The sequence below is a fragment of the Streptomyces sp. 2P-4 genome, from assembly GCF_030167965.1.
In the GTDB taxonomy this organism is placed as follows: Bacteria; Actinomycetota; Actinomycetes; order Streptomycetales; family Streptomycetaceae; genus Streptomyces; species Streptomyces globosus_A.
On sequence record NZ_CP095011.1, the window covers coordinates 3,977,948 to 4,001,995 of the forward strand.

24 protein-coding genes are annotated in these 24,048 nt (G+C 72.6%); 14 read left to right on the top strand and 10 right to left on the bottom strand.

Features of this window, described 5'->3' with window-relative positions:
- Positions 1-1,025: 1,025 nt before the first annotated feature.
- The 3 genes from MUK52_RS17595 to MUK52_RS17605 are packed head-to-tail and all read right to left on the bottom strand — an operon-like array spanning position 1,026 to position 2,891.
- Positions 1,026-1,517, bottom strand: a complete 492-nt coding sequence (locus MUK52_RS17595; RefSeq protein WP_284578118.1) for a hypothetical protein — start codon at positions 1,515-1,517, stop codon at positions 1,026-1,028.
- A gap of 57 nt (positions 1,518-1,574) precedes the next feature.
- Positions 1,575-2,027 carry a hypothetical protein gene (locus MUK52_RS17600; protein ID WP_284578121.1) on the bottom strand — a complete coding sequence of 151 codons (453 nt, stop codon included), beginning with the start codon at positions 2,025-2,027 and terminating at the stop codon, positions 1,575-1,577.
- A 42-nt stretch (positions 2,028-2,069) separates the two neighbouring features.
- Positions 2,070-2,891 carry a S1 RNA-binding domain-containing protein gene (locus MUK52_RS17605; RefSeq protein ID WP_284578123.1) on the bottom strand — a complete coding sequence of 274 codons (822 nt, stop codon included), beginning with the start codon at positions 2,889-2,891 and terminating at the stop codon, positions 2,070-2,072.
- 229 nt (positions 2,892-3,120) lie between these two features.
- On the opposite strand from MUK52_RS17605, the gene MUK52_RS17610 reads away from it, so the two are divergent.
- The 3 genes from MUK52_RS17610 (at position 3,121) to MUK52_RS17620 (ending at position 4,620) form a co-directional block, all read left to right on the top strand.
- On the top strand, positions 3,121-3,582 hold the full coding sequence (locus MUK52_RS17610) for a helix-turn-helix domain-containing protein (protein ID WP_284578125.1): 462 nt from the start codon (positions 3,121-3,123) through the stop codon (positions 3,580-3,582).
- Positions 3,583-3,600: 18 nt separating this feature from the next.
- Positions 3,601-4,158 (top strand): hypothetical protein, encoded by a 558-nt coding sequence (locus tag MUK52_RS17615; protein ID WP_284578127.1) that lies wholly within the window; start codon positions 3,601-3,603, stop codon positions 4,156-4,158.
- A 123-nt stretch (positions 4,159-4,281) separates the two neighbouring features.
- A complete protein-coding gene (locus MUK52_RS17620; protein WP_114059008.1) occupies positions 4,282-4,620 on the top strand; it encodes a DUF2516 family protein in 339 nt (112 codons plus the stop codon).
- Between the two features lie 44 nt (positions 4,621-4,664).
- On the opposite strand, the gene MUK52_RS17625 is transcribed toward MUK52_RS17620, so the two are convergent.
- The 3 genes from MUK52_RS17625 to MUK52_RS17635 form a co-directional block, all read right to left on the bottom strand.
- Complete coding sequence (locus tag MUK52_RS17625) at positions 4,665-5,936, bottom strand: PP2C family protein-serine/threonine phosphatase (protein ID WP_114058109.1); 1,272 nt, start codon at positions 5,934-5,936, stop codon at positions 4,665-4,667.
- A 391-nt stretch (positions 5,937-6,327) separates the two neighbouring features.
- Positions 6,328-7,392 carry a C40 family peptidase gene (locus tag MUK52_RS17630; protein WP_284578130.1) on the bottom strand — a complete coding sequence of 355 codons (1,065 nt, stop codon included), beginning with the start codon at positions 7,390-7,392 and terminating at the stop codon, positions 6,328-6,330.
- Positions 7,393-7,654: 262 nt separating this feature from the next.
- A complete protein-coding gene (locus MUK52_RS17635; protein ID WP_246042930.1) occupies positions 7,655-8,380 on the bottom strand; it encodes a class I SAM-dependent methyltransferase in 726 nt (241 codons plus the stop codon).
- Positions 8,381-8,771: 391 nt separating this feature from the next.
- Here MUK52_RS17635 and mshA point away from each other — a divergent pair, with 391 nt between their 5' ends.
- Both mshA and MUK52_RS17645 read left to right on the top strand, forming a co-directional pair.
- Positions 8,772-10,154 (top strand): D-inositol-3-phosphate glycosyltransferase, encoded by a 1,383-nt coding sequence (gene mshA, locus MUK52_RS17640; protein ID WP_428985470.1) that lies wholly within the window; start codon positions 8,772-8,774, stop codon positions 10,152-10,154.
- Positions 10,147-10,632, top strand: coding sequence for a type III secretion system chaperone family protein (locus tag MUK52_RS17645; protein ID WP_114058105.1), 486 nt, complete (start codon positions 10,147-10,149; stop codon positions 10,630-10,632). Before mshA ends, MUK52_RS17645 begins: the two co-directional genes overlap by 8 nt.
- Positions 10,633-10,707: 75 nt before the next feature.
- Here MUK52_RS17645 and MUK52_RS17650 read toward each other — a convergent pair whose 3' ends face one another.
- Positions 10,708-12,012 carry an MDR family MFS transporter gene (locus MUK52_RS17650; protein ID WP_284578134.1) on the bottom strand — a complete coding sequence of 435 codons (1,305 nt, stop codon included), beginning with the start codon at positions 12,010-12,012 and terminating at the stop codon, positions 10,708-10,710.
- 155 nt (positions 12,013-12,167) lie between these two features.
- Between MUK52_RS17650 and MUK52_RS17655 the strand changes: the two genes are divergently transcribed.
- Positions 12,168-12,929, top strand: a complete 762-nt coding sequence (locus tag MUK52_RS17655; protein ID WP_114058103.1) for a phosphoglyceromutase — start codon at positions 12,168-12,170, stop codon at positions 12,927-12,929.
- An 82-nt stretch (positions 12,930-13,011) separates the two neighbouring features.
- Here MUK52_RS17655 and MUK52_RS17660 read toward each other — a convergent pair whose 3' ends face one another.
- The gene (locus MUK52_RS17660; RefSeq protein ID WP_174250483.1) at positions 13,012-13,161 is read right to left on the bottom strand and encodes a hypothetical protein; all 150 of its coding nucleotides are present in this window, start codon (positions 13,159-13,161) and stop codon (positions 13,012-13,014) included.
- 140 nt (positions 13,162-13,301) lie between these two features.
- The gene (gene phoU, locus MUK52_RS17665) at positions 13,302-13,979 is read right to left on the bottom strand and encodes a phosphate signaling complex protein PhoU (RefSeq protein WP_114059005.1); all 678 of its coding nucleotides are present in this window, start codon (positions 13,977-13,979) and stop codon (positions 13,302-13,304) included.
- A 211-nt stretch (positions 13,980-14,190) separates the two neighbouring features.
- Between phoU and MUK52_RS17670 the strand changes: the two genes are divergently transcribed.
- Together MUK52_RS17670 and phoP are read left to right on the top strand one after the other, a co-directional pair.
- Entirely contained in the window at positions 14,191-15,420 is a 1,230-nt protein-coding gene (locus tag MUK52_RS17670; protein WP_114058098.1) for a sensor histidine kinase, read from the top strand.
- Between the two features lie 56 nt (positions 15,421-15,476).
- On the top strand, positions 15,477-16,148 hold the full coding sequence (gene phoP, locus MUK52_RS17675; protein ID WP_467807892.1) for a two-component system response regulator PhoP: 672 nt from the start codon (positions 15,477-15,479) through the stop codon (positions 16,146-16,148).
- Positions 16,149-16,223: 75 nt separating this feature from the next.
- On the opposite strand, the gene MUK52_RS17680 is transcribed toward phoP, so the two are convergent.
- A complete protein-coding gene (locus tag MUK52_RS17680; RefSeq protein ID WP_114058096.1) occupies positions 16,224-16,898 on the bottom strand; it encodes a DUF461 domain-containing protein in 675 nt (224 codons plus the stop codon).
- A gap of 625 nt (positions 16,899-17,523) precedes the next feature.
- Here MUK52_RS17680 and MUK52_RS17685 point away from each other — a divergent pair.
- From MUK52_RS17685 to MUK52_RS17710, 6 genes are all read left to right on the top strand, one after another.
- On the top strand, positions 17,524-18,006 hold the full coding sequence (locus MUK52_RS17685; protein ID WP_114058094.1) for a CarD family transcriptional regulator: 483 nt from the start codon (positions 17,524-17,526) through the stop codon (positions 18,004-18,006).
- 435 nt (positions 18,007-18,441) lie between these two features.
- Complete coding sequence (ispD, locus tag MUK52_RS17690) at positions 18,442-19,188, top strand: 2-C-methyl-D-erythritol 4-phosphate cytidylyltransferase (protein ID WP_114058093.1); 747 nt, start codon at positions 18,442-18,444, stop codon at positions 19,186-19,188.
- Positions 19,178-19,702, top strand: coding sequence for a 2-C-methyl-D-erythritol 2,4-cyclodiphosphate synthase (gene ispF / locus MUK52_RS17695; protein ID WP_114058092.1), 525 nt, complete (start codon positions 19,178-19,180; stop codon positions 19,700-19,702). The genes ispD and ispF overlap by 11 nt, the downstream gene beginning before the upstream one ends.
- A 137-nt stretch (positions 19,703-19,839) precedes the next feature.
- A complete protein-coding gene (gene cysS / locus MUK52_RS17700) occupies positions 19,840-21,240 on the top strand; it encodes a cysteine--tRNA ligase (RefSeq protein WP_114058091.1) in 1,401 nt (466 codons plus the stop codon).
- A 99-nt stretch (positions 21,241-21,339) separates the two neighbouring features.
- Positions 21,340-22,296 (top strand): 23S rRNA (guanosine(2251)-2'-O)-methyltransferase RlmB, encoded by a 957-nt coding sequence (gene rlmB / locus MUK52_RS17705; RefSeq protein ID WP_114058090.1) that lies wholly within the window; start codon positions 21,340-21,342, stop codon positions 22,294-22,296.
- A gap of 148 nt (positions 22,297-22,444) precedes the next feature.
- Positions 22,445-23,995, top strand: coding sequence for a DoxX family protein (locus MUK52_RS17710; RefSeq protein ID WP_284578147.1), 1,551 nt, complete (start codon positions 22,445-22,447; stop codon positions 23,993-23,995).
- Positions 23,996-24,048 lie beyond the last annotated feature (53 nt).

The window sequence follows — 24,048 nt, forward strand, 5'->3', positions numbered from 1 at the left end:
TGGGACGCTCTCGCGGGATTCCAGCTCTTTCTGTCACCAGATTCACGCGGTGGTTGTCACTTCCGGGCGTTTCCAGGCCGAGTTGTCACCATGTTCGGATACTGACCCGCTTGCCGCTCTTGACGGTGGTCATGCGGTGGGGTGGACGGAGCGCATCCCCCGTACAGCCGCTTTCCCCGGCTGCGGCCTCGGCCGGTGGCCTGTGGTCGCACAGCTGCCGGTGGGAGGACCTGCTCGTTCCGGTGTCGGTGGCACCGGGCAGTGACGGCTTGAACCTTGGGGCGGAGTGGACCCGCCGTTGGACGGCGACCTGGCGGACAGCGGGCGACGAGGTGTCGTGCACCGTGCGGGACCTGGCGCACACGCGTATCGCGGACGGCACGCCGATGCGTTGGTTCTCCTGGCGATGGGCCCAGCGTCATCGCCCCAACCTGCAATTCCTCGTCAGTACCGGCCGTCATCACGGGGCCGAGAGTCTGGAGGAGGCCCGCCTGCTCCTGGTCCTCGACTTCGCGGCCGGCCTTGTCGACGTGCTGTCGAACTCGTTGTTCGCGGCGTCGTTCGCGCAGGCCGGATTCGCGATGAACATTCCCTCACCGGAGCTGTTCTACGAACTGCTGCCCGTTCACTACGTACAGCGGATCGACCCCCGGTGCTGGGCGAAGATCCGCGGGCTCTGGTATCACGATGCCGACCTGCTGGGCCCCTACCTGGGCCAGCGATCGACACGTGGTGGCAAGCACAAGGGGCATGGGGTCGTGCGGCGGGACCCGCGGGGCCGCCGACAGGTGTTCTTCCATGACCCGATCTCGCACGACTGGCTCAGGCTGCCCTGGACCGGGCTGCCACCAGGCGGGCAGGCTCCAGCCTTCGGCGACGCACGCGTACGCGAGCTGCTGAAGAAGGCAGACACCTGCGGGCTGCGACCCCAGTCCGATGCTGATCTCCTGCCGGTCTTGCTGGAGCTGATCGGCTCGCGGATCCCAGTGGCCAGGGCTGACCGTCAGGTAACTCCGTGCGCGGGATCAGGCGTCGCTGCGGCCGGGTACGGCTGCGCACTCCAGCCACTTGTGCACCAGGTCACGGACTTCGTCCAGGGCGGGATCGCGGCGTCCACCAGGCGCGTATGCCGGAGACCTGTCCGCGTGCAGCGGCACGTGGGCGCAGTACCACGCCCGTTTGGCGCCCGCCTGTTCGGCGTCGGTGCCCGTCAGTAGATAGTTGAGCAGTGTCGCCATGACCCGGCGGCGTCCGAATATGTAGACCGTCGGCTCGACGAACCAGCGGCAGAAGCTCGGGTCGGGGTCGTAGACGGCCGCGGCCATCAGCGGGGCGAAGAACTCCTCGGGCAGGCTCGCGCGTTCGAGTAGTGGCTTGCGCGCTGCATGCGCCAGGTGCCGCGCGCGCCGGTCTTCCGGCACGCTGGCCGCGGTGTCGAGGTCCAGCAGCCGAGCCACCTCGGCTGCGGACGACAGGAATGTGGGTGCTTCTGCCTCGTTGCGGTCTCCATCGGCCATGGGCAGCATTCTGGGCCGATCCCGGACGGAGAGGTAGAGATGCTGGTTGCTGTGTGGTCAGTGGAACCACACGACGAGCCGCACGTTCTCCGCCCCGTGGACTTCGCTGAGCGTGCCCATGACGCTCCATACTCGGCCCCAGTCGCTCCCGTCACCTGCGGCAGCGGCCCGGCTTCGGGTGCCGGAGTTGTCTGTTTCTTGCCAATCGACGGCGGTAACCTCAGCCCAGGTGACCCATGTCGTTCCGAATGCGTCACCGGTTCCCCCATAGGCTGCGTACTCGCTTCTCAGCCCCACCGACGCATCGCCCGGGAAGCCACGGCCTCCCGCCACGGGCCGGAAGCCGAAGGAGTTGCGGACTCCGAAGAGACAGGCGAGGCCGTCGTAGGCGTTGCCCCGGTTGAGCAGGAAGAGATCGATGGCGGCTTCCCACACGGAGTCCTCGTCGTCGGGACCCCAGAGGCGGGCCCCTGGCCGGCACTCGATCATTCCGCTGATGTCGGTAGACATGCCCGGATCCTGCCCGACCGGCCCAGGGCTCGGCACCCACATTCAGGTTCTGTCGGCTCCGCCAGCGGCACCCAACCGCACCCGGTGCCGCTGAAGGTCGACCTCGGCGACCTTCACCGTGATCAGCTCACCTTCGTCGACAAGCCGATCCGGCGTCTCGACCGGCTCGTCAGTCAGCTCTGAGAGGTGAAGGAACCCCACAACGTCTGGAGCAAGCTGCACGAACACGCCAAAAGGAACGATCTTGGTGATCGGTCCGGTGAGGAGTCGGCCGACCTGATCCGCAAACCGAATGAGCGGATCTTCCAGCAGAGCCTTCAACGAGAGCGTGACCTGTCCGGAGCGCGTCTCGGCAATGATCACCTCAGCGGTGATCCGCTGGCCGGCTTCGACTGCCTCGGAAGGGTGGTTGATCCAGCCCCACGTCAGGTCCGGCACCCGGATGAAGCCGGTGCAGAGGCCGTCCGGTTCGCCATCGACGTGAACGAAGACCCCGAAGTTGTGAACCGCGGAGACCGTCCCAGCCACGACCTGCCCTCGTTCAAACGCAAGAAGAAAGGACCGCAAGGCCGGAATCTCGCATGCCCTGGCGGAGAGGTGAAGCTGACCTTCGCGCCAACGCCCGATCTCTTCGGCATTGATCTCCTGGCCGACCTCAAACAGCTCGGATGGATGCTCCATCCGGCGCATCGACGCCTCATGTCGAGGAATTCGAGCGATCTCGGGTTCTTCCCCGTCGGCATCTACGAGCTGCACCAGGACGTCCGCTCCGTCGAACCCGGTGACCTTCACCGTTCTCACGGCCCCCGGCCGGAGCTGGTTGATCAAGGACTGCATGCGAGGGTCGGGGGCTGGCTCGGACATGGAGGTGAGCCTAGTCGGCGCCGGTCGCACTGGTTCCAACTCTCGTGACCAGGTTCCAACTGGCGTGCAACGGCTCACGCGGGTAGGGCTTCTCTGGGCGATCTTGGTGACATCTCTCGCTGTGAAGTGACAACTATCGCGAGAAGCCACACACACGCGCAGCCCCGCGGGTGGGAGATGCTGCAAGCGGTTGCTTGCAAAAGTTAGCAAGGTGCGGCAGGATCACCGCATGGCATCGCTCAACGTCGGCAATCTCGGCGAGTACCTCCGCGAGCAGCGGCGGCAGGCGCAGCTCTCGCTGCGGCAGCTGGCCGACGCGGCCGGCGTGTCGAATCCGTACCTGAGCCAGATCGAGCGCGGTCTGCGCAAGCCGAGCGCGGACATCCTCCAGCAGCTGGCCAAGGCACTGCGCATCTCCGCGGAGACGCTGTACGTGCAGGCCGGGATCCTGGACGAGCGGGACCGGGACGAGGTGGAGACGCGGGCCGCCATACTCGCCGACCCGTCCATCAGCGAGCGGCAGAAGCAGGTGCTGCTCCAGGTCTACGAGTCGTTCCGCAAGGAGAACGCGCAGGAGGCCGGACCGGCCCCCGCGCAGGCGCCGGGCGGCGCGGAGCCGGAAGGCGGCGCAGCGCCCGCGGACCCCGCGGGTCCGCTGACGGCACGAAGCACCCAACGAACCGAACTGTGATCCGGGAGGACCAGCCACATGGCCATCGCCGATGACCTGAAGAAGACCCTCGCCGACCCGACCCCCCTCTACTTCGCCGCCGGCACGGCCGACATCGCGCTGGAGCAGGCCAAGAAGGTGCCCGGCCTCATCGAGCAGCTGCGCGTCGAGGCGCCCGTCCGCTTCGAGGCGGTGAAGAACACCGACCCGAAGATCGTGCAGCAGAAGGCCCGCGAGGCGCAGGAGGTCGTGACCTCCAAGGTCGCCGAGGTCCTCGGCACGATCGACGCCAGGAAGATCGGCGAGACCGCGCAGGACCTCGCCATGCGCGGGGTCGGAGTGGCCGCCGAGTACGCGGTGAAGGCCAAGGAGACCTACGACCGGGTGGCCGAGCGCGGCGAGCAGGCCGTCCGCGAGTGGCGTGGCGACGTCTCGGAGGAGATCGTCGACATCGCGGTCGCCGTCGAGCCGGACCCGCAGCCGGCCGCCGTCGACGGCGGGGCCGGTGCGGCGCAGGCCGACGACAGGGCCGCCGCCCGCCGGACCACGACGCGCAAGACCCCGGCGAAGAAGGCCGAGGAGAGCGTCGAGGGCTGAACGCGACGGAGCCGGGCACCCGAGGGGTGTCCGGCCCGTTGGGGTGGATGAGGGGTGCTGTGCCGGTAGCGTGGAGGCAGAGGCACCAGCCATGGCAGGGCACGTGTGAAGGCGGTCGAGTCGATGTTGATGAACGGGTTCGATAACGGCGTGCTCCCGCTGCTCGGGTTCGCCATGCTGGCGCTGGCCGTCGTGGCCTTCGTCTTCGCCCTGATGGCCAGGGAGGACGCCTACCGGGCCGCGGACAAGCAGACGAAGACCTTCTGGATGGTCATCCTCGGCGTCACCGTGCTGGTGGACTTCTTCCTCGGGATGCTGTTCCTCCAGATCGCGGGCCTCGTCGCGACGATCGTGTTCCTCGTGGACGTCCGCCCCGCGCTCAAGCAGGTCTCGGGCGGCGGCCCGCGCCGCGGCGGCAGCAGCAGCGACGGCCCGTACGGCCCCTACAACGGCGGTCGCTGACCGGTCGTCGCCCGCTCCGGCGCGGGGGCCCGTACGCGTACGGGTCAGGGGGCGTTGCGGGACAGGAGCACCACGGCGACATCGTCCGTGAGCTCGCCGCCGTTGAGCCGGCGGGCCTCGGTGACGGCGGCCTCCAGCAGGCCCTCGCCGCTCAGCCCGCGGGCCAGGTGCCGGTTGATCATCTCGACCATGCCGTCCTGCCCGAGCCGCTCCCTGCCCTCGCCGATGCGGCCCTCGATGAGGCCGTCGGTGTAGAGCATCAGGCTCCAGGCGCCGCCGAGCTCCACCTGGCGGCGCGGCCAGCGCGCCTTGGGCAGCAGGCCCAGCGCGGGTCCGCTGTTCTCGTACGGGAGCAGCTGCGCGGGCCGGCCCGGCCGTGAGACCAGCGGCGCCGGGTGCCCGGCCAGGCACAGGCCGGCGCGCCGGCCGTCGGGGGATATGTCGACGGTGCACAGCGTCGCGAAGATCTCCTCGCAGGGCCGCTCGACGTCGAGGACCTCCTGCAGCGTCGCCAGCAGGTCGTCGCCGCACAGGCCGGCCAGCGTGAGGGCGCGCCAGGCGATGCGGAGCTCGACGCCGAGGGCGGCTTCGTCCGGGCCGTGCCCGCACACGTCGCCGATCATGGCGTGGACGGTGCCGTCCGGGGTGCGGACGGTGTCGTAGAAGTCGCCGCCGAGGAGGGCCCGGCTGCGGCCGGGACGGTAGCGGGCGGCGAAGCGGAGGTCGGAGCCGTCCAGCAGCGGGGTGGGCAGCAGGCCGCGCTCCAGGCGGGCGTTCTCCTGGGCCCGCAGTTTCGATTCTGCAAGCTTGTACTGGGCCGTGTCGGCGCGCTTGCGCTCGACCGCGTACCGGATCGCCCGGCTGAGCAGCCTGCCGTCCAGCTCGTCGCGGAAGAGGAAGTCCTGCGCCCCGACCCGGACGGCCTCGGCGGCGCGCTCGGCGTCCGCCTCGTCCGTCAGGACGAGGACCGGGTGGCGCGGGGCGATCCGCAGCACCTCCCGCAGCACGTCGAGCCGGTCGGCCGGGCCCGGCGGGGCGCCGGCCAGGGCCGCGCGGGCGGCGGCCGACGGGTTCGGCAGGGCCAGGTCCAGCAGGATGCAGTGGACGTCCGGCGTGAGCAGGCGGGCCGCCTCGGTGAGGTTCCGGGCGGTGCGGAGCCGGATGCGCTGGCCGTCGGAGTCGAGGATCTCCGGAACGGTGAGGCCCCCCGCGGGGTCGTCCTCGATCACCAGCAGGGTCAGGGACGCCTGCGGCGGTACGGCCTGACCGTTCTCCGTGGCAGGGATCTCCCTCTGCCGCGGTACGGGTACGGGCATCGTCTCCGGTTCCTTCCCTCCCCCCGAGGGTGCGCTCGTGGGCCGACCCTAGCGGTCCGCGGCGCCCGAACGGAATGGCGTTCCGGTACGGGGACAGCGTCATATGCCGTTATCGCGGGGGAAAATCCGCCTCGCCGAATGACCAACGTCACGGCGGGGGACGGGCTCGCCCCTCCAGCGAGACGTCCCCGGGGCGCGGGCGGTTGCCTTCCGGACCGGCTTCCGCGGCAGGACCGCCGGGCTGCCCCGCCGGGCTGACCGCGCCCTCCCGGCGCACTTCCCGCACCTGCGCGGAACCTCCCCGCGGCCTCCACCGAACGGCCACGTACTCCAGGCTCCAGGCCTGCCCGGCCGCACCGGCTGCGGATCCCCGTACGCCGGCGCGCGCCTGCTACGCCTCGGGCCGGACCACCGCCTTGATCGGCATGGAGCCGGCGCCGGCGAGGGTGATGTTGCGGCCGGGGCGCGGGGCGTGGACCATCGCGCCGTCGCCCACGTACATGCCGACGTGGCTGGCGTCGTCGAAGTAGATGATCAGGTCGCCGGGCCGCATGTCCTTCAGGGCGATCTTCGGCAGCAGCCGCAGCTGCTCCTGCGAGGTGCGCGGAATGCCCTTTCCCGCGGCCCGCCACGCCTGGGAGGTGAGCCCGGAGCAGTCGTAGGAGGCCGGCCCCACGGCGCCCCACTGGTACGGCTTGCCGATCTGCGCGGTGGCGAACTGCACGGCCTTGCGCCCCGCCTCGGTGGCCGTGCCGTTGATCTCCTTCAGGACGCCCGTCGACAGCCAGGCCGTCTGCGCCTTGTACTGGGCTTCCTGCTCCAGCTGTATCAGCCGGGCCCGCTCCTCGGCCTCCAGCTTGCTCTCCAGGTCCTCCGCAGCCTTGATCTTGGCCTCGACCTCCTTCTTCGAGGCCTCCTTCCTGACGCGGTTCGCCTCCAGCTTCTGCCACTCCGCGTCCGCCTCGCGGGCACCGCGCTGCAAGGCGGCCTGGGTGCGGTTCACCTCGGACAGCAGGTCCGTGGTGGCCTTCTCGCCCTGCCGGATCCGGCTCGCCCCGTCGAGGAACTGGCCCGGGCTGTCGCTCAGCGCGAGGCGGGCGCCGGCCGGCAGCCCGCCCGAGCGGTACTGGGCGCGCGCGGCGGCCCCGGCCCGCCTCTTCAGGTCGTTGATGCGTTCCTGTCCCGCGGCGACCTGCCGGGCGATCTCCACGATCCGGTCCGACTGCGCCTTGGCCTCGGTCTCGGCCTGGTTGTACGCGTCGGTCGCCGCGCCCGCCTGCCGGTACAGGCCCTCGATCTCCTTGCGCACCTGCTCCAGGGACTTGGCGCCCGGCTCCGGGGCCGGCGCCGCGAGGGCCGGCGCGGCGAGCGCCGTCACCGCCAGCAGGGCCGACGCGCACAGCAGTGTCAGGGCGGAGGCGCCCCTGCGCCGCCGCTTCGGCTCCTCGGTTCCCATGGTCCCCCCTGGCACCCGGGTCGGATCCGGTGCCGCACGGCGCGCCGGCCGCGCCCGCGGCGCACGGCGAGCGCCGCACCCCACCGAATCTGACTATTCATCAGTAACTTGTGCTGTTCTTCGGGATGGTGCCACGACTCGGAGGATTCCAACACCCTCACGAACCCCTCCGGATCTTGTCCGCCCCGCCCCGGTCAGTCCTGGCGCACCCCGTGCCCGCTCAACGGGCCGCCCCGGCCCCCGGTTCCCCGCCGCGCCGCTTTCACCCCGCCGGGCGCAGCGCCTCCCAGCGCACGGTCAACTCCCCCTGCCGCCACCGCTTCGGACCGTCCGTCAGCGGCCAGTCCCCGGCCAGCGCCCGCGCCGTCCGGATCCACCGCTGCCGCGCCCCGTAGGAGGCGTACGGCGCGGCCGCCGCCCACGCCCGGTCGAAGTCCCGCAGGAAGGCGTGCACCGGCTCGCCCGGCACGTTGCGGTGGATCAGCGCCTTCGGCAGCCGCTCCGCCAGATCCGAGGGCCGCTCCAGCGACCCCAGCCGCGTCGCGAACGTCACCGTCCGCGGCCCCTCCGGCCCCAGCGCCACCCACACGTGCCGGCGCCCGATCTCGTCGCAGGTGCCCTCCACCAGCAGCCCGTCCGGGGCCAGCCGGGCGCACAGCCGCTCCCAGACCTCCCCGACCTGCTCCTCGCCGTACTGCCGCAGCACGTTCGCCGCGCGGATCAGCGCGGGCCGGGCGCCGCCCTCCAGGGGCACCTCGAAGCCGCCGTGCCGGAAGCGGAGCCCCTCCCGCTCGTACGGGCGCGCCGCCGCGACCCGCGCCGGCTCGATCTCGATGCCGACCACCCGCACCGCGGGCGCCGCCTGCCGCAGCCGGTCCAGCAGCTCCACCGCCGTCCACGGCGCGGCCCCGTACCCCAGGTCGACGGCCACCGGCGCCTCCGCGCGCCGCAGCGCCGGCCCGTGCACCTCGGCGATCCAGCGGTCCATGCGGCGCAGCCGGTTCGGGTTGGTCGTCCCCCGCGTCACCGTCCCCACCGGGCGCGCCGCCTGCGCACCCCGCGCGCCGCCGCCCGCCCGGGCCCGGGCCCCGGCGGCGCGGCCGGGGCCGCCGGCGGAGGCGGGGACAGGGGGCTCGGAGGCGTGCCGGGACATGCGCCGAGCGTAAGCGGAGGGCCCCCTCGGCGGGAAAAGCAGCCCGGCGCCCGGCGCTCTGCCGAGAAAATCGGCCACCCCGGAATGCGCGGCACGGCCATCCGGGTTGCACTCCTAGAAGGGCGCCGGGTGCGCTCCGTCCGGCGTGCCCGCCCGCCGGCGCGAACGGCCCGGACGCCCCCCGCCCGCATGTCGTCATGTCGCCCGAGCGAGAGGAACTGCTCCCTTGAGCCAGTACGTGTCCCGCATCGGCGGCACCATCGGCGGCCGCCTCGCCGCCGTCCGCGGCACCCGCCACGACCCGCCCCGGCTGCGCATCCCGTCCGTCGGCCACCACCGCAAGCCGCGCCGCGTCGCGATGCTCAGCGTCCACACGTCGCCCCTGCACCAGCCGGGCACCGGCGACGCCGGCGGCATGAACGTCTACATCGTGGAGCTCGCCAGGCGGCTCGCCGCCATCAACATCGAGGTCGAGATCTTCACCCGGGCCACCGAGGGCGGCCTCCCGCCCGCCGTCGAGCTCGCTCCCGGCGTCCTCGTCCGGCACGTCGACGCAGGCCCGTACGAGGGCCTGGCCAAGGAGGAGCTGCCCGCCCAGCTGTGCGCCTTCACCCACGGCGTGATGCAGGCCTGGGCCGGCCACCGCCCCGGCCACTACGACCTCGTCCACTCCCACTACTGGCTGTCCGGGCACGTGGGCTGGCTCGCCGCCGAACGCTGGGGCGTGCCCCTCGTCCACGCCATGCACACCATGGCCAAGGTCAAGAACGCCTCCCTCGCCGAGGGCGACACCCCCGAGCCGGCCGCCCGCGTCATCGGCGAGACCCAGATCGTGGCCGCCGCCGACCGGCTCGTCGCCAACACCGCCGACGAGGCGGAGGAGCTCGTACGGCACTACGACGCCGACCCCGGCAAGGTCGCCGTCGTCCACCCCGGCGTGAACCTCGACCGCTTCACCGTCGCCGACGGCCGGGCCGCCGCCCGCGCCCGCCTCGGGCTCCCGCAGGACGCCGTCATCCCGCTGTTCGCCGGGCGGATCCAGCCGCTGAAGGCACCCGACGTCCTGCTCCGCGCCGTCGCCGTCCTCGTCGGGCAGGACCCGGAGCTGCGCCGCAGGCTGTTCGTGCCCGTCGTCGGCGGGCCCAGCGGCAGCGGCCTCGCCAAGCCGGAAGGGCTGCACAAGCTCGCCGCGCAGCTCGGCATCGCCGACCTCGTCCACTTCCACCCGCCGGTCGCCCAGGACCGGCTCGCCGACTGGTTCCGGGCTGCGTCCGTGCTGGTCATGCCCTCGTACAGCGAGTCCTTCGGGCTCGTCGCGATCGAGGCGCAGGCCACCGGGACGCCCGTCCTCGCCGCAGAGGTCGGCGGGCTGCCCGTCGCCGTCAACGACGGCGTCACCGGCATCCTCGTCCCCGGCCACGACCCGGCCGACTACGCCCGCGAGCTGCGCCGCTTCGTCGACGACCCGGGGCTCGCCGACCGCATGGGCGGCGAGGCGGCCCGGCACGCGCAGTTCTTCGGCTGGGACACCGCCGCGAGCGCCACGGCGGACGTGTACACCGCGGCCATGCACGAGCACCGCCGTCGCGTACGCTCCCACCATGGCTGACACCGCGATCATCGAGAGCGCGCTGAACGGCGCCGAGCTGGCCTGGGAGAGCCCGACTCCGGGCACGTACGTCGTCCAGCTCCCCGGCACCCGCAAGCTCTCCACGACCTGCTCGCTCAAGGTCGGCCGGCACTCGCTGTCGGTCAACGCGTTCGTGATCCGCCACCCCGACGAGAACGAGGCCGGCGTCCACCGCTGGCTGCTGGAGCGCAACCTCAGGCTGTACGGGATGGCGTACGCGGTGGACCGCCTCGGCGACGTCTACCTCACGGCCCGGCTCCCGCTGGCCGTGGTCACCGCCGAGGAGCTCGACCGGCTGCTCGGGACCGTCCTGGAGGCGGCGGACGGCGCGTTCAACACCCTCCTGGAGCTGGGCTTCGCCACGGCGATCAAGAAGGAGTACGAGTGGCGGGTCGCCCGGGGGGAGTCGACCCGGAACCTCGACGCCTTCCGCCACCTGACCCGCCCGGCCGACTGACCCGCCCGGCCGACTGACCCCCCGCGCCGACTGACCCCCCGCGCCGACTGCCCCCCCCCCCCGCGCCGACCGGGCCTACGCGTCCGCGGCGGCCGCGGCCGCCTGCACGGGAGCGGCCTTCACCGGTGCGGCGGCGGACTCCGCGGCCGCCGTGCCGCGGGCCGGCAGGCGCCGCATCAGCAGCCAGTAGCCGCCCGCCGCGAGCGTGCCCAGCGCGCCGGCCGACCCCCACAGCCACGCCGCGCCGAACCCGTCGACGACGTACCCCGCCATCAGGGGCGCGACCAGCGCGGCCACCGACCACGACATCGTGTACATGCCCTGGTAGCGGCCCCGGCCCTGCACGGGCGAGAGCCGTACGACGAGCTCCATCTGCGTCGGCGAGTTCACGATCTCCGCCAGCGTCCACACGGCGACCGTCATCGCATACGCCCACAGCGGCCCCGCGAACGCCGTCAGCGCGAACCCCCAGCCCGCCAGCAGCGCGGACAGCACCAGCAGCCGCCGGGGGTCGCGGTGCTCGATGAACCGCGTCACCGGGATCTGCAGCAGCACGATCATCAGCCCGTTGACGGAGATCACCAGGCCGTACTCGCCCGGCGTGAAGCCGGCGGCCCCCATCGCCACCGGCAGCCCGACCGAGCCCTGCATGAAGACCATCGAGACGAGGAACGACAGCCCGACGACGCCCATGAACCGGCCGTCCCGCAGCACCGTCCCCAGCGACACCCCCGGCCCGGCCGCCTCGGCGCCCGCCGCACCGTCCCCGGCGCCTGCCTCCGCCGCGGGCCGCGACTCCGGCAGCTTCACGTACACGAGCACCGCGCACACCAGCGTCAGCGCCGCCTCCCCGAGGAAGCCCGCCAGGTAGCTGTACTCGGCGACGAACCCCGCGGCGACCGCGCTGACCGCGAAGCCCAGGTTGATGGCCCAGTAGTTCAGGGCGAAGGCCCGTACCCGGTCCTCCGGCGGGACGATGTCCGCCAGCATCGCCGCTACCGCCGGCCGGGAGGCGTTCGAGGCCATGCCCACCAGCATGGCCACCGCGGCGATCGCCGCCGGGTGCTCCATGAACCCGAGCAGGGCCACCGACCCGGCCGTGGCCAGGTTCGCCGCCAGCATCGTGGGCCGCCGCCCCAGCCGGTCCGTCATCACCCCCGCCGCCAGCGAGGACACCACACCGCCCAGCCCGTGCAGCGCCGCCACAAGCCCGGCGAACGACGCCGAGTAGCCGCGCTCCAGCGTCAGGTACAGCGCCATGAACGTCGCGACGAACGCTCCCAGCCGGTTGACGAGCGTGCTCGCCCACAGCCACCAGAACGCCCGTGGCAGCCCCTCCACGCTCTCGCGTGCGGCACGTATGAGACTTCCCGCGGACATGACGGAATCCCCCCGAATATGTAAGCGCCTCCCCGGCAGTCCGCACCCTACGGTTCGGGGCATTCCGGAAGCCACCGGATTGACGCGCACCGTCAATCCGCGAGGGCCCCGGCACCGCGTGCCGCCCGCCGGAGGCGTCCATTAGGCTCCTGTGCATGGCCGACGCACCGTACAAGCTGATCCTGCTCCGCCACGGCGAGAGCGAGTGGAACGCGAAGAACCTGTTCACCGGCTGGGTGGACGTCAACCTCAACGAGAAGGGCGAGAAGGAGGCGGTCCGCGGCGGTGAGCTGCTGAAGGACGCCGGCCTGCTCCCCGACGTCGTGCACACCTCCCTCCAGAAGCGCGCCATCCGCACCGCGCAGCTGGCCCTGGAGTCCGCCGACCGCCACTGGATCCCGGTCCACCGCTCCTGGCGCCTGAACGAGCGCCACTACGGCGCGCTCCAGGGCAAGGACAAGGCGCAGACCCTCGCCGAGTTCGGCGAGGAGCAGTTCATGCTGTGGCGCCGCTCCTACGACACCCCGCCGCCGCCGCTCGAGGACGGCACCGAGTTCTCCCAGTCGGACGACGCGCGCTACGCGACGATCCCGCCGGAGCTGCGCCCCCGCACGGAGTGCCTGAAGGACGTCGTCGGCCGCATGCTGCCGTACTGGTACGACGGCATCGTCCCGGACCTGCTGGCCGGCCGCACCGTCCTGGTCGCCGCGCACGGCAACTCGCTGCGCGCCCTGGTCAAGCACCTGGACGGCATCTCCGACGCCGACATCGCGGGCCTGAACATCCCGACCGGCATCCCGCTCTCGTACGAGCTCGACGCCGACTTCAAGCCCCTCAACCCGGGCGGCACCTACCTCGACCCGGAGGCCGCCGCAGCCGCCATCGAGGCCGTCAAGAACCAGGGCAAGAAGAAGTAACCAGCCCGAAGGAGCCCCCGGTCCGCGCGTCGTACGCAGGCCGGGGGCTCCTCGGTGTCGGGCGGGGGCGTGATGGGCGGGGTCAGCCGCCGCACTGGCAGGGGGCTCCGGACTGGCAGCCGCAGCCGCAGCCCGAGCCGCAGCCGCAGGCCGCGAGCAGCGGGAGCCGCAGCGGCTCCGGAGCCGGCTCCCGGTCGGACTCCGGCGTGACGGGGACGGGGGAATCGGGCATGGTTCCTCCTCGCAGGCGGTGTACGCGTGGGCCTACTGCCTTCCGCCTCATTCATGCCCAGCCGCACGGGCGCGTCAACGGCGCACAGGGGCTCGGCGGCGCCCGCCCGGTGTCCGGGCGCCGCCCGCCCGCCTGGCTGCTCAGACGTCCTCGGGCTGCACCGGCGTCTGCAGCTCGTCCGCGTGCTCGCCCGTCACCAGGTACACGACGCGCTTGGCCACCGACACCGCGTGGTCCGCGAACCGCTCGTAGTAGCGGCCCAGCAGCGTCACGTCCACCGCCGTCTCGATGCCGTGCTTCCAGCGGTCGTCCATCAGGTGCTGGAACAGCGTGCGGTGCAGCTGGTCCATCTCGTCGTCGTCCGTCTCCAGCTGGAGCGCGAGGTCCACGTCCTTCGTGATGATCACCTCGGCGGCCTTCGCCATCAGCCGCTGCGCCAGCTGCCCCATCTCCAGGATCGTCGCGTGCAGGTCCCGCGGGACCGCCGCGTCCGGGAACCGCAGCCGCGCCAGCTTGGCCACGTGCTGCGCGAGGTCGCCGGAGCGCTCCAGGTCGGCGCTCATGCGCAGCGACGTCACCACGATCCGCAGGTCGGTGGCGACCGGCTGCTGCCGGGCGAGCAGTGCGATGGCGCGGGCCTCCAGGTCGTGCTGGAGGTCGTCGATCTTCTGGTCGGCCGCGATGACGCTCTCGGCGAGCTTCAGGTCGGCGTCGAGCATGGACGTCGTGGCCCGCCCGATGGCGGAGCCCACCAGCCGGGCCATCTCGACGAGGCTCTCGCCGATCGAGTCCAGTTCCTCGTGGTACGCGTCACGCATGGTGTCCCTCTCTTGGCCTACTGCGCGGTGCCCGGGGGCCGGCCCGGATGCGGGCTCGAACCCCACGGTGACACGCTGGACGGCGTACGCGTCCGACTCCGGCACCGGAAGTGAATCGGCTCCGTCGCCGCGGTGAACTCTGGGCGACGACTGTTCGAGGCACCCCCCGAACGGCTGGGGAAGTGCCGTCGCGCCTGCTTAACCTGGATGCATGGACGTGAACGCGGCGGTCGCCGCAGCCGCAGCGATCGCCGGTGCCTGCACCGGTGTCGTCGCCACGCTGGCGTTCCGCTGGAGCGAGCGCGACCAGGCGCGCCCCACCCGGAGCTCCATGCGCCCCGACCTCAACGCGGTGCTCCCGCCCGGGGTCGACACCGTGCTGTCGGTGCTCCGCTCCTCCGCCGTCGTCCTCGACGAGGGCGACGCCGTGGTCAAGGCGAGCTCCGCGGCGTACGCGCTCGGGCTGGTCCGCGGCGGCAGGCTCGCCTCGGAGCCGATGCTGCACATGGCCCGCGACACCCGCCGCGACGGGGAGATACGCCAGGTCGAGCTGGACCTGCCGCGCCGCGGCACCGGCCGCGGGGAGGCCCTCGCCGTCTCGGCGCGCGTGGCGCCGCTGGGGTCCCGGCTGGTGCTGCTGCTGGTCGAGGACCTCACGGAGGCCCGCCGCATCGAGGCCGTGCGCCGCGACTTCGTCGCGAACGTCTCGCACGAGCTGAAGACGCCGGTGGGCGCGATCTCCCTGCTGTCCGAGGCCGTCATGGACGCCGCCGACGACCCCGAGGCGGTCAGCCGCTTCGCAGGCCGCATGCAGATCGAGGCGACCCGCCTGATCAACCTCGTCCAGGAGCTCATCGACCTGTCCCGGGTGCAGAACGACGACCCGCTGGACGACGCCGAGCCGGTCCGCGTGGACACGCTGGTGGAGGAGGCGATCGACCGCTGCCGCCACACCGCGTCCGCGAAGCACATCACGATGGCCTCCGGAGGCACCGCCGACCTGCGCGTCTGGGGGCACCGCGGCCAGCTTGCGGCCGCCCTGGGCAACCTGGTGGAGAACGCCGTCAACTACAGTCCCGCCCGGACCCGCGTCGGGATCGCCGCCCGCCGCGTCACCGCCCCGGGCGGCGACCTGATCGAGATCTCCGTCACCGACCAGGGCATAGGCATCCCCGAGAAGGACCGCGAGCGGATCTTCGAACGCTTCTATCGCGTCGACCCGGCCCGCTCCCGCGCCACCGGCGGAACAGGCCTCGGCCTCGCGATCGTCAAACACGTGGCGGCCTCCCACGGCGGGGAGGTCAGCGTGTGGAGCTCGGAGGGCCAGGGCTCCACGTTCACGCTGCGGCTGCCCGAGGCTGCCGCGTCCCCGGGCCCCGCCCGCACCCCGGCAGGGGAGGCGGAACCGTCGCCCACCCCCGGCCACCCGACTCCCGCCTGACCCAGCAGAACACCAGAACCGCCCAACCCTGCCCCGGAGGTCCTTCCGTGACCCGTGTGCTCGTCGTCGAGGACGAGGAATCCTTCAGCGACGCCCTCTCCTACATGCTCCGCAAGGAGGGATTCGAGGTCGCGGTCGCCGCGACCGGGCCCGACGGCCTCGACGAGTTCGAGCGCAACGGCGCCGACCTCGTCCTCCTCGACCTGATGCTGCCCGGCCTGCCCGGCACGGAGGTCTGCCGGCAGCTGCGCGGCCGCTCCAACGTCCCCGTCATCATGGTGACCGCGAAGGACAGCGAGATCGACAAGGTCGTGGGGCTGGAGATAGGAGCCGACGACTACGTCACCAAGCCGTTCTCCTCGCGCGAGCTGGTCGCCCGCATCCGCGCGGTCCTGCGCCGCCGCGGCGAGCCGGAGGAGGTCGCCCCGGCCGCGCTGGAGGCCGGCCCGGTCCGCATGGACGTCGACCGGCACGTGGTGACCGTCGGCGGGGCCAAGGTGGACCTGCCGCTGAAGGAGTTCGACCTGCTGGAGATGCTGCTGCGCAACGCCGGCCGCGTGCTGACGCGCATGCAGCTGATCGACCGGGTGTGGGGCGCGGACTACGTCGGCGACACCAAGACCCTCGACGTGCACGTCAAGCGCCTGCGCGCCAAGATCGAGCCGGACCCGGGGGCGCCGCGCTACCTCGTCACGGTCCGCGGCCTCGGCTACAAGTTCGAGCCGTAGGCCGCTGTCGGCACCTGTGGGAAGGGCCCCGTCCGCGTGCTGCGGACGGGGCCCTTCCGTGTGGCTGCCGGGGCCTCAGTGGCCGGCGGCGTGCGACGCGGAGCCCGAGGGCGACGCGGCCGGGGAGCCCGAGGCCGCACCCGAGGGGGTGGCGGCCGGGGAGCCGGACGGCGAGCCCGACGGGCCGGCGGACGGCGAGGCGGCCGGGCTGCCGGAGGCGGACGGGCCGGCGGCGGGGGCCTCGGTCGGGCCGAAGGGCGCGTACATGCCGGTGTTCGGGAAGACGAACGCCTCGAGCTCGACGTCGCCGGTGCTGCTCAGCTTGAAGACGACCTTCTGGACGTCGCCGTCCTCCACGGCCTCGCTGCCGCCCTCGATCACGGCGGACGGGTTGCCCTTGCCGCCGAGGACGACGGAGCCGCCGGCGGGGACGGTGACCTTGCCGGCGGCGCCCTCGGCGCCCTTCAGGACGACCTTGCCCTTGGAGCCCGGGAGGGTGATCGCGTCGATCGTCTGCGGCTTGTCGCCCTCGTTGAAGAGCGTCGCGGAGACGACGGCCGAGCCCTTGCGGTCCTTGCCGGTGATCACCAGCGCGTTCTGGACCATGATGTCGCCCTTGGAGGCGCGGGCGTTGTCCGGCCTGATCTTCAGCGTCTGCGCATCGTTGCCCGCACCGCAGGCGGCCAGCGAGGCGATCGAGAACACGACGGCGGTGGCGGCGAGGGCGCCGCGTCGAAGGCTGCGGCTCACGGCGGCGGCAACTCCTTGGACGTACGGAACGGAAGGTGGTCGGTCCCGGGGGCGGCCGAGGTAAAGCCGCCCTAAGGGTGTGTCAGCGCGCTTAGGTTACCGAGCCGCCGCCCCGCCCCCGCACCCGACCCTCCGCAGGGGAGGGGCTCCGCTGCCCAGGCCCCGCGATCGCGCATTCCGCGGACCGCCGGGCGCCCGTTCCGCCGGCGACGGGCGCCGGCACTTCCCGGTCCGTTCATGTGCCGTCCGCATATAGCGCTCCGGCCCCCGGTGATCAATTCCGGGATTCCCTCGAACGCTTCTCCGTGATCAATTCCGGGATTGGGCCGGAACCGCTCCGTTCGGGTGGCCGGTAGTCGAACGGAGTAGTTCGGTTTCCCGACCTCGAACCCGGCAAAACGGGACGTACATCACACCGGCGAGGTCACCCGGGAGGTGTAACGTGGCCGTTTCGCCCGGTCCGCACAGCGCCTCCGACCTGCGAATACCCCCCTTCCGGAGCCCTCCGCAGCACGTTCCCGCCGGAGTTGTCAAGCCCCGAGATGTGCCCTGACCTGCGAAAACGCCATTCATAACAGTCAGTTCTCGTGTTACCCTGGATAGCCACGGAAGGGGTACCTGTCACATGACGTTCAAGGTTGGCGACACCGTGGTCTATCCCCATCACGGGGCCGCGCTGATCGAGGCCATCGAAACTCGCCAGATCAAAGGCGTGGACAAGACCTACTTGGTGCTCAAGGTCGCCCAGGGCGACCTGACGGTTCGTGTGCCTGCCGACAATGCGGAGTTCGTCGGCGTTCGCGACGTAGTCGGCCAGGACGGGCTGGACCGGGTCTTCGAGGTGCTGCGGGCACCGCTCAACGAGGAGCCGACGAACTGGTCCCGTCGCTACAAGGCAAATCTGGAGAAGCTCGCCTCCGGCGACGTCATCAAGGTCGCCGAAGTGGTGCGCGACCTGTGGCGCCGCGAGCGCGAGCGCGGGCTGTCCGCCGGTGAGAAGCGGATGCTCGCCAAGGCGCGCCAGATCCTGGTCAGCGAGCTTGCGCTCGCGGAGAACACCAACGAGGACAAGGCCGAGGCCCTCCTCGACGAGGTCCTCGCGTCCTGACGACGCGCAGACCCGCAAGCAGCCGTGCCGCGGTGCCCGACGACCGGCCTCCCCGATGGGAGGCCGTTGCCGGGCGCTGCGGCATGTCTGCACCCGCACGCCGCACCTCGCAGCGCGCCCGTACGCGAGCGCACGCCGTCCCGCACACACGACGCCGTACGCAGACTTACGTGATCCCGCGCAGCCCCCGACGGCGCGCTGCCGCGCCGCCCGGTCCCGCGCCGTCCTGAGCCGCACTCGGCGCACCCGCGCCCACGGCACCCGCACGACGCGATACCCCGACCCGACCCGATCCGACTGACCGACCTCTTGTGCCGGGTCCGGGCAGCCGGCTCGACCGGTCGTCACGGAAGGGGCGAGGGCGTCGCACCCGGCACTCCCCAGGGCCATACCCATGTCGGCCGAAGTCACAAACCTTGGCTCGGAGCTACTTCAATGTCTGACGAAACGCGCCCCCAGCGCACCGCCGCGGTGATCCCCGCCGCCGGCCGCGGGGTACGCCTCGGCCCCGGCGCCCCCAAGGCCCTGCGGGCCCTCGGCGGCACCCCGATGCTGATCCACGCCGTCCGCGCCATGGCCCGCTCGCGGGCCGTCCGCCTGGTCGTCGTCGTCGCACCGCCCGACGGCACTGCCGAGGTGCGCCGCCTCCTGGACGAGCACCCGCTGCCGGACCGCACCGAGCTGCTGGTCGTCCCCGGCGGCGACACCCGCCAGGAGTCCGTCGCCGCCGGCCTCGCCGCCCTCCCCGACGACATCACCTGCGTGCTCGTCCACGACGCCGCGCGCCCCCTCGTCCCCGTGGACACGGTCGACGCCGTCGTCGAGGCGGTCCGCGACGGCGCTCCCGCCGTCGTCCCCGCCCTGCCCCTCGCCGACACCGTCAAGGAGGTCGAACCCGGCAGGCCGGGCGAGCCCGAGCCGGTCGTCGCCACCCCCGAGCGCGCCCGGCTGCGCGCCGTCCAGACCCCCCAGGGCTTCGACCTGGCCACCCTGCGCCGCGCCCACGAGGCCGTCGCCGTGTCCGGCGAGGGCGCCACCGACGACGCCGGCATGGTGGAGCGCCTCGGCACCACCGTCGTCGTGGTCCCGGGCCACGAAGAGGCCTTCAAGGTCACCCGTCCGCTCGACCTGGTCCTCGCCGAGGCCGTACTCGCCCGCAGGAGGGCCACCGATGCCTACTAGCCCCGCCCCCGCCCCGGTCCCGTCTGCGGCCCCGCTCCTCCCGCTGGTCGGGATCGGCACCGACGTCCACGCCTTCGAGGCGGGCCGCGACCTGTGGTGCGCCGGCCTGCTGTGGGAGGGAGAGGACGGCCTCGCCGGCCACTCCGACGGCGACGTCGCGGCCCACGCCGCCTGCGACGCCCTCTTCTCCGCCGCCGGAGCCGGCGACCTCGGCGCCCACTTCGGCACCTCCCGCCCGGAGTGGTCAGGCGCCTCCGGCACCACCCTCCTCGCCGAGGCCGCCCGCATCGTCCGCGCCGAGGGCTTCGAGATCGGCAACATCGCCGTGCAGGTGATCGGCGTCCGCCCCAAGATCGGCAAGCGGCGCGAAGAGGCGCAGAAGGCGCTCTCGGCCGCCGCGGGCGCCCCCGTCTCCGTCTCCGGCACCACCACCGACGGACTCGGCCTCACCGGGCGCGCCGAGGGGCTCGCCGCCATCGCCACCGCACTGGTGTACCGGTCGAACCCGGCCTGACCGCCGCAGTCCGTCCGTACCGGGCGCCGCTCCCGGCGGCGCCCGGCTCGACGGGGGCTCCCCGCCGCGGCCGCAAAGCGCCGCCGCGCCCCCGAAAGGGTCGCGGGGCACTGCCCGCGGCGCACTACCCTGGTGCCGTGACTATTCGCCTGTACGACACCAGCGCCCGGCAGATCCGCGACTTCACCCCGCTCGTCGAGGGCTGTGTCTCGATCTACCTCTGCGGTGCCACCGTGCAGGCGGCCCCGCACATCGGGCACATCCGCTCCGGCCTCAACTTCGACATCATGCGCCGCTGGTTCGAGTACCGCGGCTACGACGTCACCTTCATCCGGAACGTCACCGACATCGACGACAAGATCATCAAGAAGGGTGCCGAGCAGGACCGCCCCTGGTGGTCCATCGGCTACGAGAACGAGCGCGCCTTCAACAGCGGCTACGAGGCCCTCGGCTGCCTCCCGCCCACGTACGAGCCCCGCGCCACCGGCCACGTCCCCGAGATGATCGAGATGATGCGCGGCCTCATCGAGCGGGGCCACGCCTACGAGGCCGACGGCAGCGTCTACTTCGACGTCCGCTCCTACCCGGGCTACCTCGCGCTCTCCAACCAGGAGCTCGACAACCTCCAGCAGCCGAGCGAGGAGGGCATCACCGGCAAGCGCGATCCCCGCGACTTCGCCATGTGGAAGGCCACCAAGCCCGGCGAGCCCGACTGGGAGACGCCGTGGGGCCGCGGCCGCCCCGGCTGGCACCTGGAGTGCTCCGCGATGGCGCACAAGTACCTCGGCAGCGCCTTCGACATCCACGGCGGCGGCCTCGACCTGGTCTTCCCGCACCACGAGAACGAGATCGCCCAGGCCAAGGCGTTCGGCGACGACTTCGCCTCCTACTGGGTGCACAACGCCTGGGTCACCATGTCCGGCGAGAAGATGTCGAAGTCCCTCGGCAACTCGGTCCTCGTCTCCGAGATGGCCAGGAACTGGCGCCCCGTCGTGCTGCGCTACTACCTCGGCACCCCGCACTACCGATCCATGATCGAGTACAGCGAGGAGTCGCTGCGCGAGGCCGAGTCCGCCTTCGCGCGCATCGAGGGCTTCGTCCAGCGCGTCGTCGAGAAGGCCGGCGGCCCCGTCGAGCCGGCCTCCGAGGTCCCGCCCGCCTTCGCCGAGGCCATGGACGACGACCTCGGCGTCCCGCAGGCGCTGGCCATCGTCCACACCACCGTCCGCCAGGGCAACAGCGCGCTCGCCGCCGACGACAAGGACGCCGCCATCGCCCGCCTCGCCGAGGTCCGCGCCATGCTCGGCGTCCTCGGCCTCGACCCCCTCGACCCGCACTGGTCGCAGGAGGCCGACCGCGGCGACGACCTCCACGGAGCCGTCGACACCCTCGTCCGCCTCGTCCTCGACCAGCGCGAGTCCGCCCGCGCCCGCAAGGACTGGGCCACCGCCGACGCCATCCGCGACCAGCTCCAGCAGTCCGGACTCGTCATCGAGGACAGCCCGTCCGGCCCGCGCTGGACCCTCGGACCCCGCTGACCGGACCCGCCCGGACCAGCTCTGTTGTGCCGCCCGGCCCCCGGGCGGCACACTCTTCATACGTACGTACCGCAGCACCAACGAAAACAGGTAGAGGTCATGGCCGGGAACAGCCAGCGCAGGGGACGCCGCACGTCCAACAAGAAGGGCCCCACGGTCGGAAGCGGCGGCCAGCGGCGCAGGGGCCTGGAGGGCAAGGGCCCCACGCCCAAGGCCGAGGACCGCAAGGGCCACAAGAAGTTCCGCATCGCCAACGCCGCGGCCAAGCAGGCCGCCAAGCGCCGCCCCGCGCCCCGCCGCGGCGGCGCCAAGGGCCAGAGCGAGATGGTCGTCGGCCGCAACCCCGTCTTCGAGGCCCTGCGCGACGGCGTGCCCGCCACCACCCTGTACGTGCAGCAGTTCATCGACAACGACGAGCGCGTCCGCGAGGCCCTCCAGCTCGCCGGCGAGCGCGGCAACATCAACCTGATGGAGGCCCCGCGCCCCGAGCTCGACCGGATGACCGGCGGCCTCAACCACCAGGGCCTCGTCCTCCAGGTCCCGCCGTACGAGTACGCCCACCCCGAGGACCTCACCGAGGCCGCCTACGACAACGGCGAGGAACCCCTCATCGTCGCCCTCGACGGCGTCACCGACCCCCGCAACCTCGGCGCGATCGTCCGCTCGGTTTCGGCCTTCGGCGGCCACGGCGTCGTCATCCCCGAGCGGCGCGCCGCCGGCATGACCGCCGGCGCCTGGAAGACCTCCGCCGGCACCGCGGCCCGCACGCCCGTCTCCCGGGTCACCAACCTCACCCGCGCCCTCCAGGACTACAAGAAGGCCGGGCTGACCGTCGTCGGCCTCGCCGCCGAGGGCGAGCACTCCGTCGCCGACCTCGACGCCCTCGCCGGGCCCGTCGTCATCGTCGTCGGCTCCGAGGGCAAGGGCCTCGGCCGCCTCGTCGGCGAGAACTGCGACTACCTGGTCCGCATTCCCATGCCGGGCGGGGCCGAGTCCCTCAACGCCGGTGTCGCCGCAGGCGTCGTCCTCTACGAGGCCGCCCGCCGCCGCTCCTGAACCCGGGCGGCTTCGGCCGATCGGCGCACCGCCGGTGACCCGTGAGCGTGCCACCCCGCCCCCTTTGGGCGGGGTGGCTTGATCTTGACGGGTCTCGGACACAAGAACCCCGTCAAGGCAGTGTCCTAAACACTGATCACTCGGTTAGATGAGTGTGGACACAAGAACGTCAGGGTTCGACGACCAGCCCGCGCTGAGCATGGTCAAGGTGCCGTGCGACCCCGCACAGGTCATCGTGAACCACGCCAGCTTCCGCGTGCGGCTCGCACCGAGCCCGAGCGCGCGTTCCAAGCCCGCGAACATCCCCGGCCGGGCACCCGTCCTCGGCGCCGCCGCTGCGGCCGCCGGAGCCGCCGCCGGCCGCCGCCGGGCCCCCGTCGTCTGGAGCGGCAAATCCGCCCAGGGCGACTCCGCCGCCATGGGCGGCCTCCTCCAGGCCGTACGCGAACACGGCCGCGGCCACCACGAACACGACAGCGGCGCCACCCAGGTCATCCCCCGGATCGACCTCGCCCGCGACCTCACCGACGACACCGTCCCCACCCCCACCGTCATCGGCCAGCGCACCTACGGCGACCCCGACGAGACCCGCTCCCTGCCCCCCGTACGGGACCTCCGCGCCCCGTACGCCGGCGGCCCGGGCGGCCCGGGCGGCCCGGGCGCACACCCGGACGACACCTTCCGCCGCACCCCAGCCGACAGCCGCGCGCAGGCCTCGTACTACCCCGGACGCCGCATGAACCTCGGCGTCGTCCTCCTCCCGCTGCGCGTCTTCCTCGGCTTCATCTCCATCTACGCCGGCATGGGCAAGCTGTGCGACCCCGTCTACTTCGACGGCGGCGAACGCGGCTCCATGGTCACCTGGCTCCGCACCCTCCACCCCTGGGCCCTGGCCGAGCCGCTCCGCGACTTCGCGCTCGCCCACCCCGTCGGCGCCGGGCTCAGCGTCGCCTTCCTCCAGGTCATCGTCGGCGTCCTCACCGTCCTCGGACTGTGGCAGCGCCTCGCCGCCTGCATCGGGGCGCTGCTCTCCGCCGCCCTCCTGATGACCGTCAGCTGGAAGACCGTCCCCGCCTACGACGCCCCCGACATCATCTACCTGGCCGCCTGGAGCCCCCTGATCATCGCCGGCGCTCCCGTCTACTCCCTCGACGGACGCCTCGCCGGCGAGGCCTGGCGGACCCTCGGCCCCCGCTCCGAGCTGTGGACCCTGCGCCGCCGCGTCCTGCGCCGCGGAACCATCATGGCCACCGTCGTCTGCGGACTCACCCTCCTCATCGGCTCCCTCCTCGGCGGAGCCGTCCGCTCCAGCACCGTCGTCACCGTCCCCGGCCCCGGCGCGGCACCCAGCAACTACCTTCCGGGCTCCCCGCTCCCGAAGCCCCCCGCCGCGTCCCGGCAGCCCCGGCAGCAGCAGTCCCCGACCCAGCAGCCCTCCAAGTCCCCCGAGCCCACCGCTACCCCGTCCCCCTCGGCGAAGTCGGGCCGCACCACCTCGGGCACCACCTCGCGGCAGACCTCCGGCACCGGCTCCCAGCCCACGGCGTCGACCCGCACCGGCAGCAGCTCCAGCACCGGCACGGCCCCGAAGCAGTCCACCCCCAAGCCCCCGTCGAGCGGCACCGGCACCCGCAGCGGCTCCACCGGCGGCGACACCCCCTCCACAAAGCCGGGCCTCGTGGGCGGCCTCCTCGGCTGACACACATGCGACGAGGGCCCCGTCCCCCGGCCGGAGCCGGAGGGCGGGGCCCT

Excerpts from the sequence above, each read along its gene's own strand:
- MUK52_RS17595 (WP_284578118.1), bottom strand. The coding sequence starts at position 1,517 with ATGGCCGATGGAGACCGCAACGAGGCAGAAGCACCCACATTCCTGTCG.
- MUK52_RS17600 (WP_284578121.1), bottom strand. The coding sequence starts at position 2,027 with ATGTCTACCGACATCAGCGGAATGATCGAGTGCCGGCCAGGGGCCCGC.
- MUK52_RS17605 (WP_284578123.1), bottom strand. The coding sequence starts at position 2,891 with ATGTCCGAGCCAGCCCCCGACCCTCGCATGCAGTCCTTGATCAACCAG.
- MUK52_RS17610 (WP_284578125.1), top strand. The coding sequence starts at position 3,121 with ATGGCATCGCTCAACGTCGGCAATCTCGGCGAGTACCTCCGCGAGCAG.
- MUK52_RS17615 (WP_284578127.1), top strand. The coding sequence starts at position 3,601 with ATGGCCATCGCCGATGACCTGAAGAAGACCCTCGCCGACCCGACCCCC.
- MUK52_RS17620 (WP_114059008.1), top strand. The coding sequence starts at position 4,282 with ATGTTGATGAACGGGTTCGATAACGGCGTGCTCCCGCTGCTCGGGTTC.
- MUK52_RS17625 (WP_114058109.1), bottom strand. The coding sequence starts at position 5,936 with ATGCCCGTACCCGTACCGCGGCAGAGGGAGATCCCTGCCACGGAGAAC.
- MUK52_RS17630 (WP_284578130.1), bottom strand. The coding sequence starts at position 7,392 with ATGGGAACCGAGGAGCCGAAGCGGCGGCGCAGGGGCGCCTCCGCCCTG.
- MUK52_RS17635 (WP_246042930.1), bottom strand. The coding sequence starts at position 8,380 with ATGGACCGCTGGATCGCCGAGGTGCACGGGCCGGCGCTGCGGCGCGCG.
- MUK52_RS17645 (WP_114058105.1), top strand. The coding sequence starts at position 10,147 with ATGGCTGACACCGCGATCATCGAGAGCGCGCTGAACGGCGCCGAGCTG.
- MUK52_RS17650 (WP_284578134.1), bottom strand. The coding sequence starts at position 12,012 with ATGTCCGCGGGAAGTCTCATACGTGCCGCACGCGAGAGCGTGGAGGGG.
- MUK52_RS17655 (WP_114058103.1), top strand. The coding sequence starts at position 12,168 with ATGGCCGACGCACCGTACAAGCTGATCCTGCTCCGCCACGGCGAGAGC.
- MUK52_RS17660 (WP_174250483.1), bottom strand. The coding sequence starts at position 13,161 with ATGCCCGATTCCCCCGTCCCCGTCACGCCGGAGTCCGACCGGGAGCCG.
- phoU (WP_114059005.1), bottom strand. The coding sequence starts at position 13,979 with ATGCGTGACGCGTACCACGAGGAACTGGACTCGATCGGCGAGAGCCTC.
- MUK52_RS17670 (WP_114058098.1), top strand. The coding sequence starts at position 14,191 with ATGGACGTGAACGCGGCGGTCGCCGCAGCCGCAGCGATCGCCGGTGCC.
- MUK52_RS17685 (WP_114058094.1), top strand. The coding sequence starts at position 17,524 with ATGACGTTCAAGGTTGGCGACACCGTGGTCTATCCCCATCACGGGGCC.
- ispD (WP_114058093.1), top strand. The coding sequence starts at position 18,442 with ATGTCTGACGAAACGCGCCCCCAGCGCACCGCCGCGGTGATCCCCGCC.
- ispF (WP_114058092.1), top strand. The coding sequence starts at position 19,178 with ATGCCTACTAGCCCCGCCCCCGCCCCGGTCCCGTCTGCGGCCCCGCTC.
- rlmB (WP_114058090.1), top strand. The coding sequence starts at position 21,340 with ATGGCCGGGAACAGCCAGCGCAGGGGACGCCGCACGTCCAACAAGAAG.
- MUK52_RS17710 (WP_284578147.1), top strand. The coding sequence starts at position 22,445 with ATGAGTGTGGACACAAGAACGTCAGGGTTCGACGACCAGCCCGCGCTG.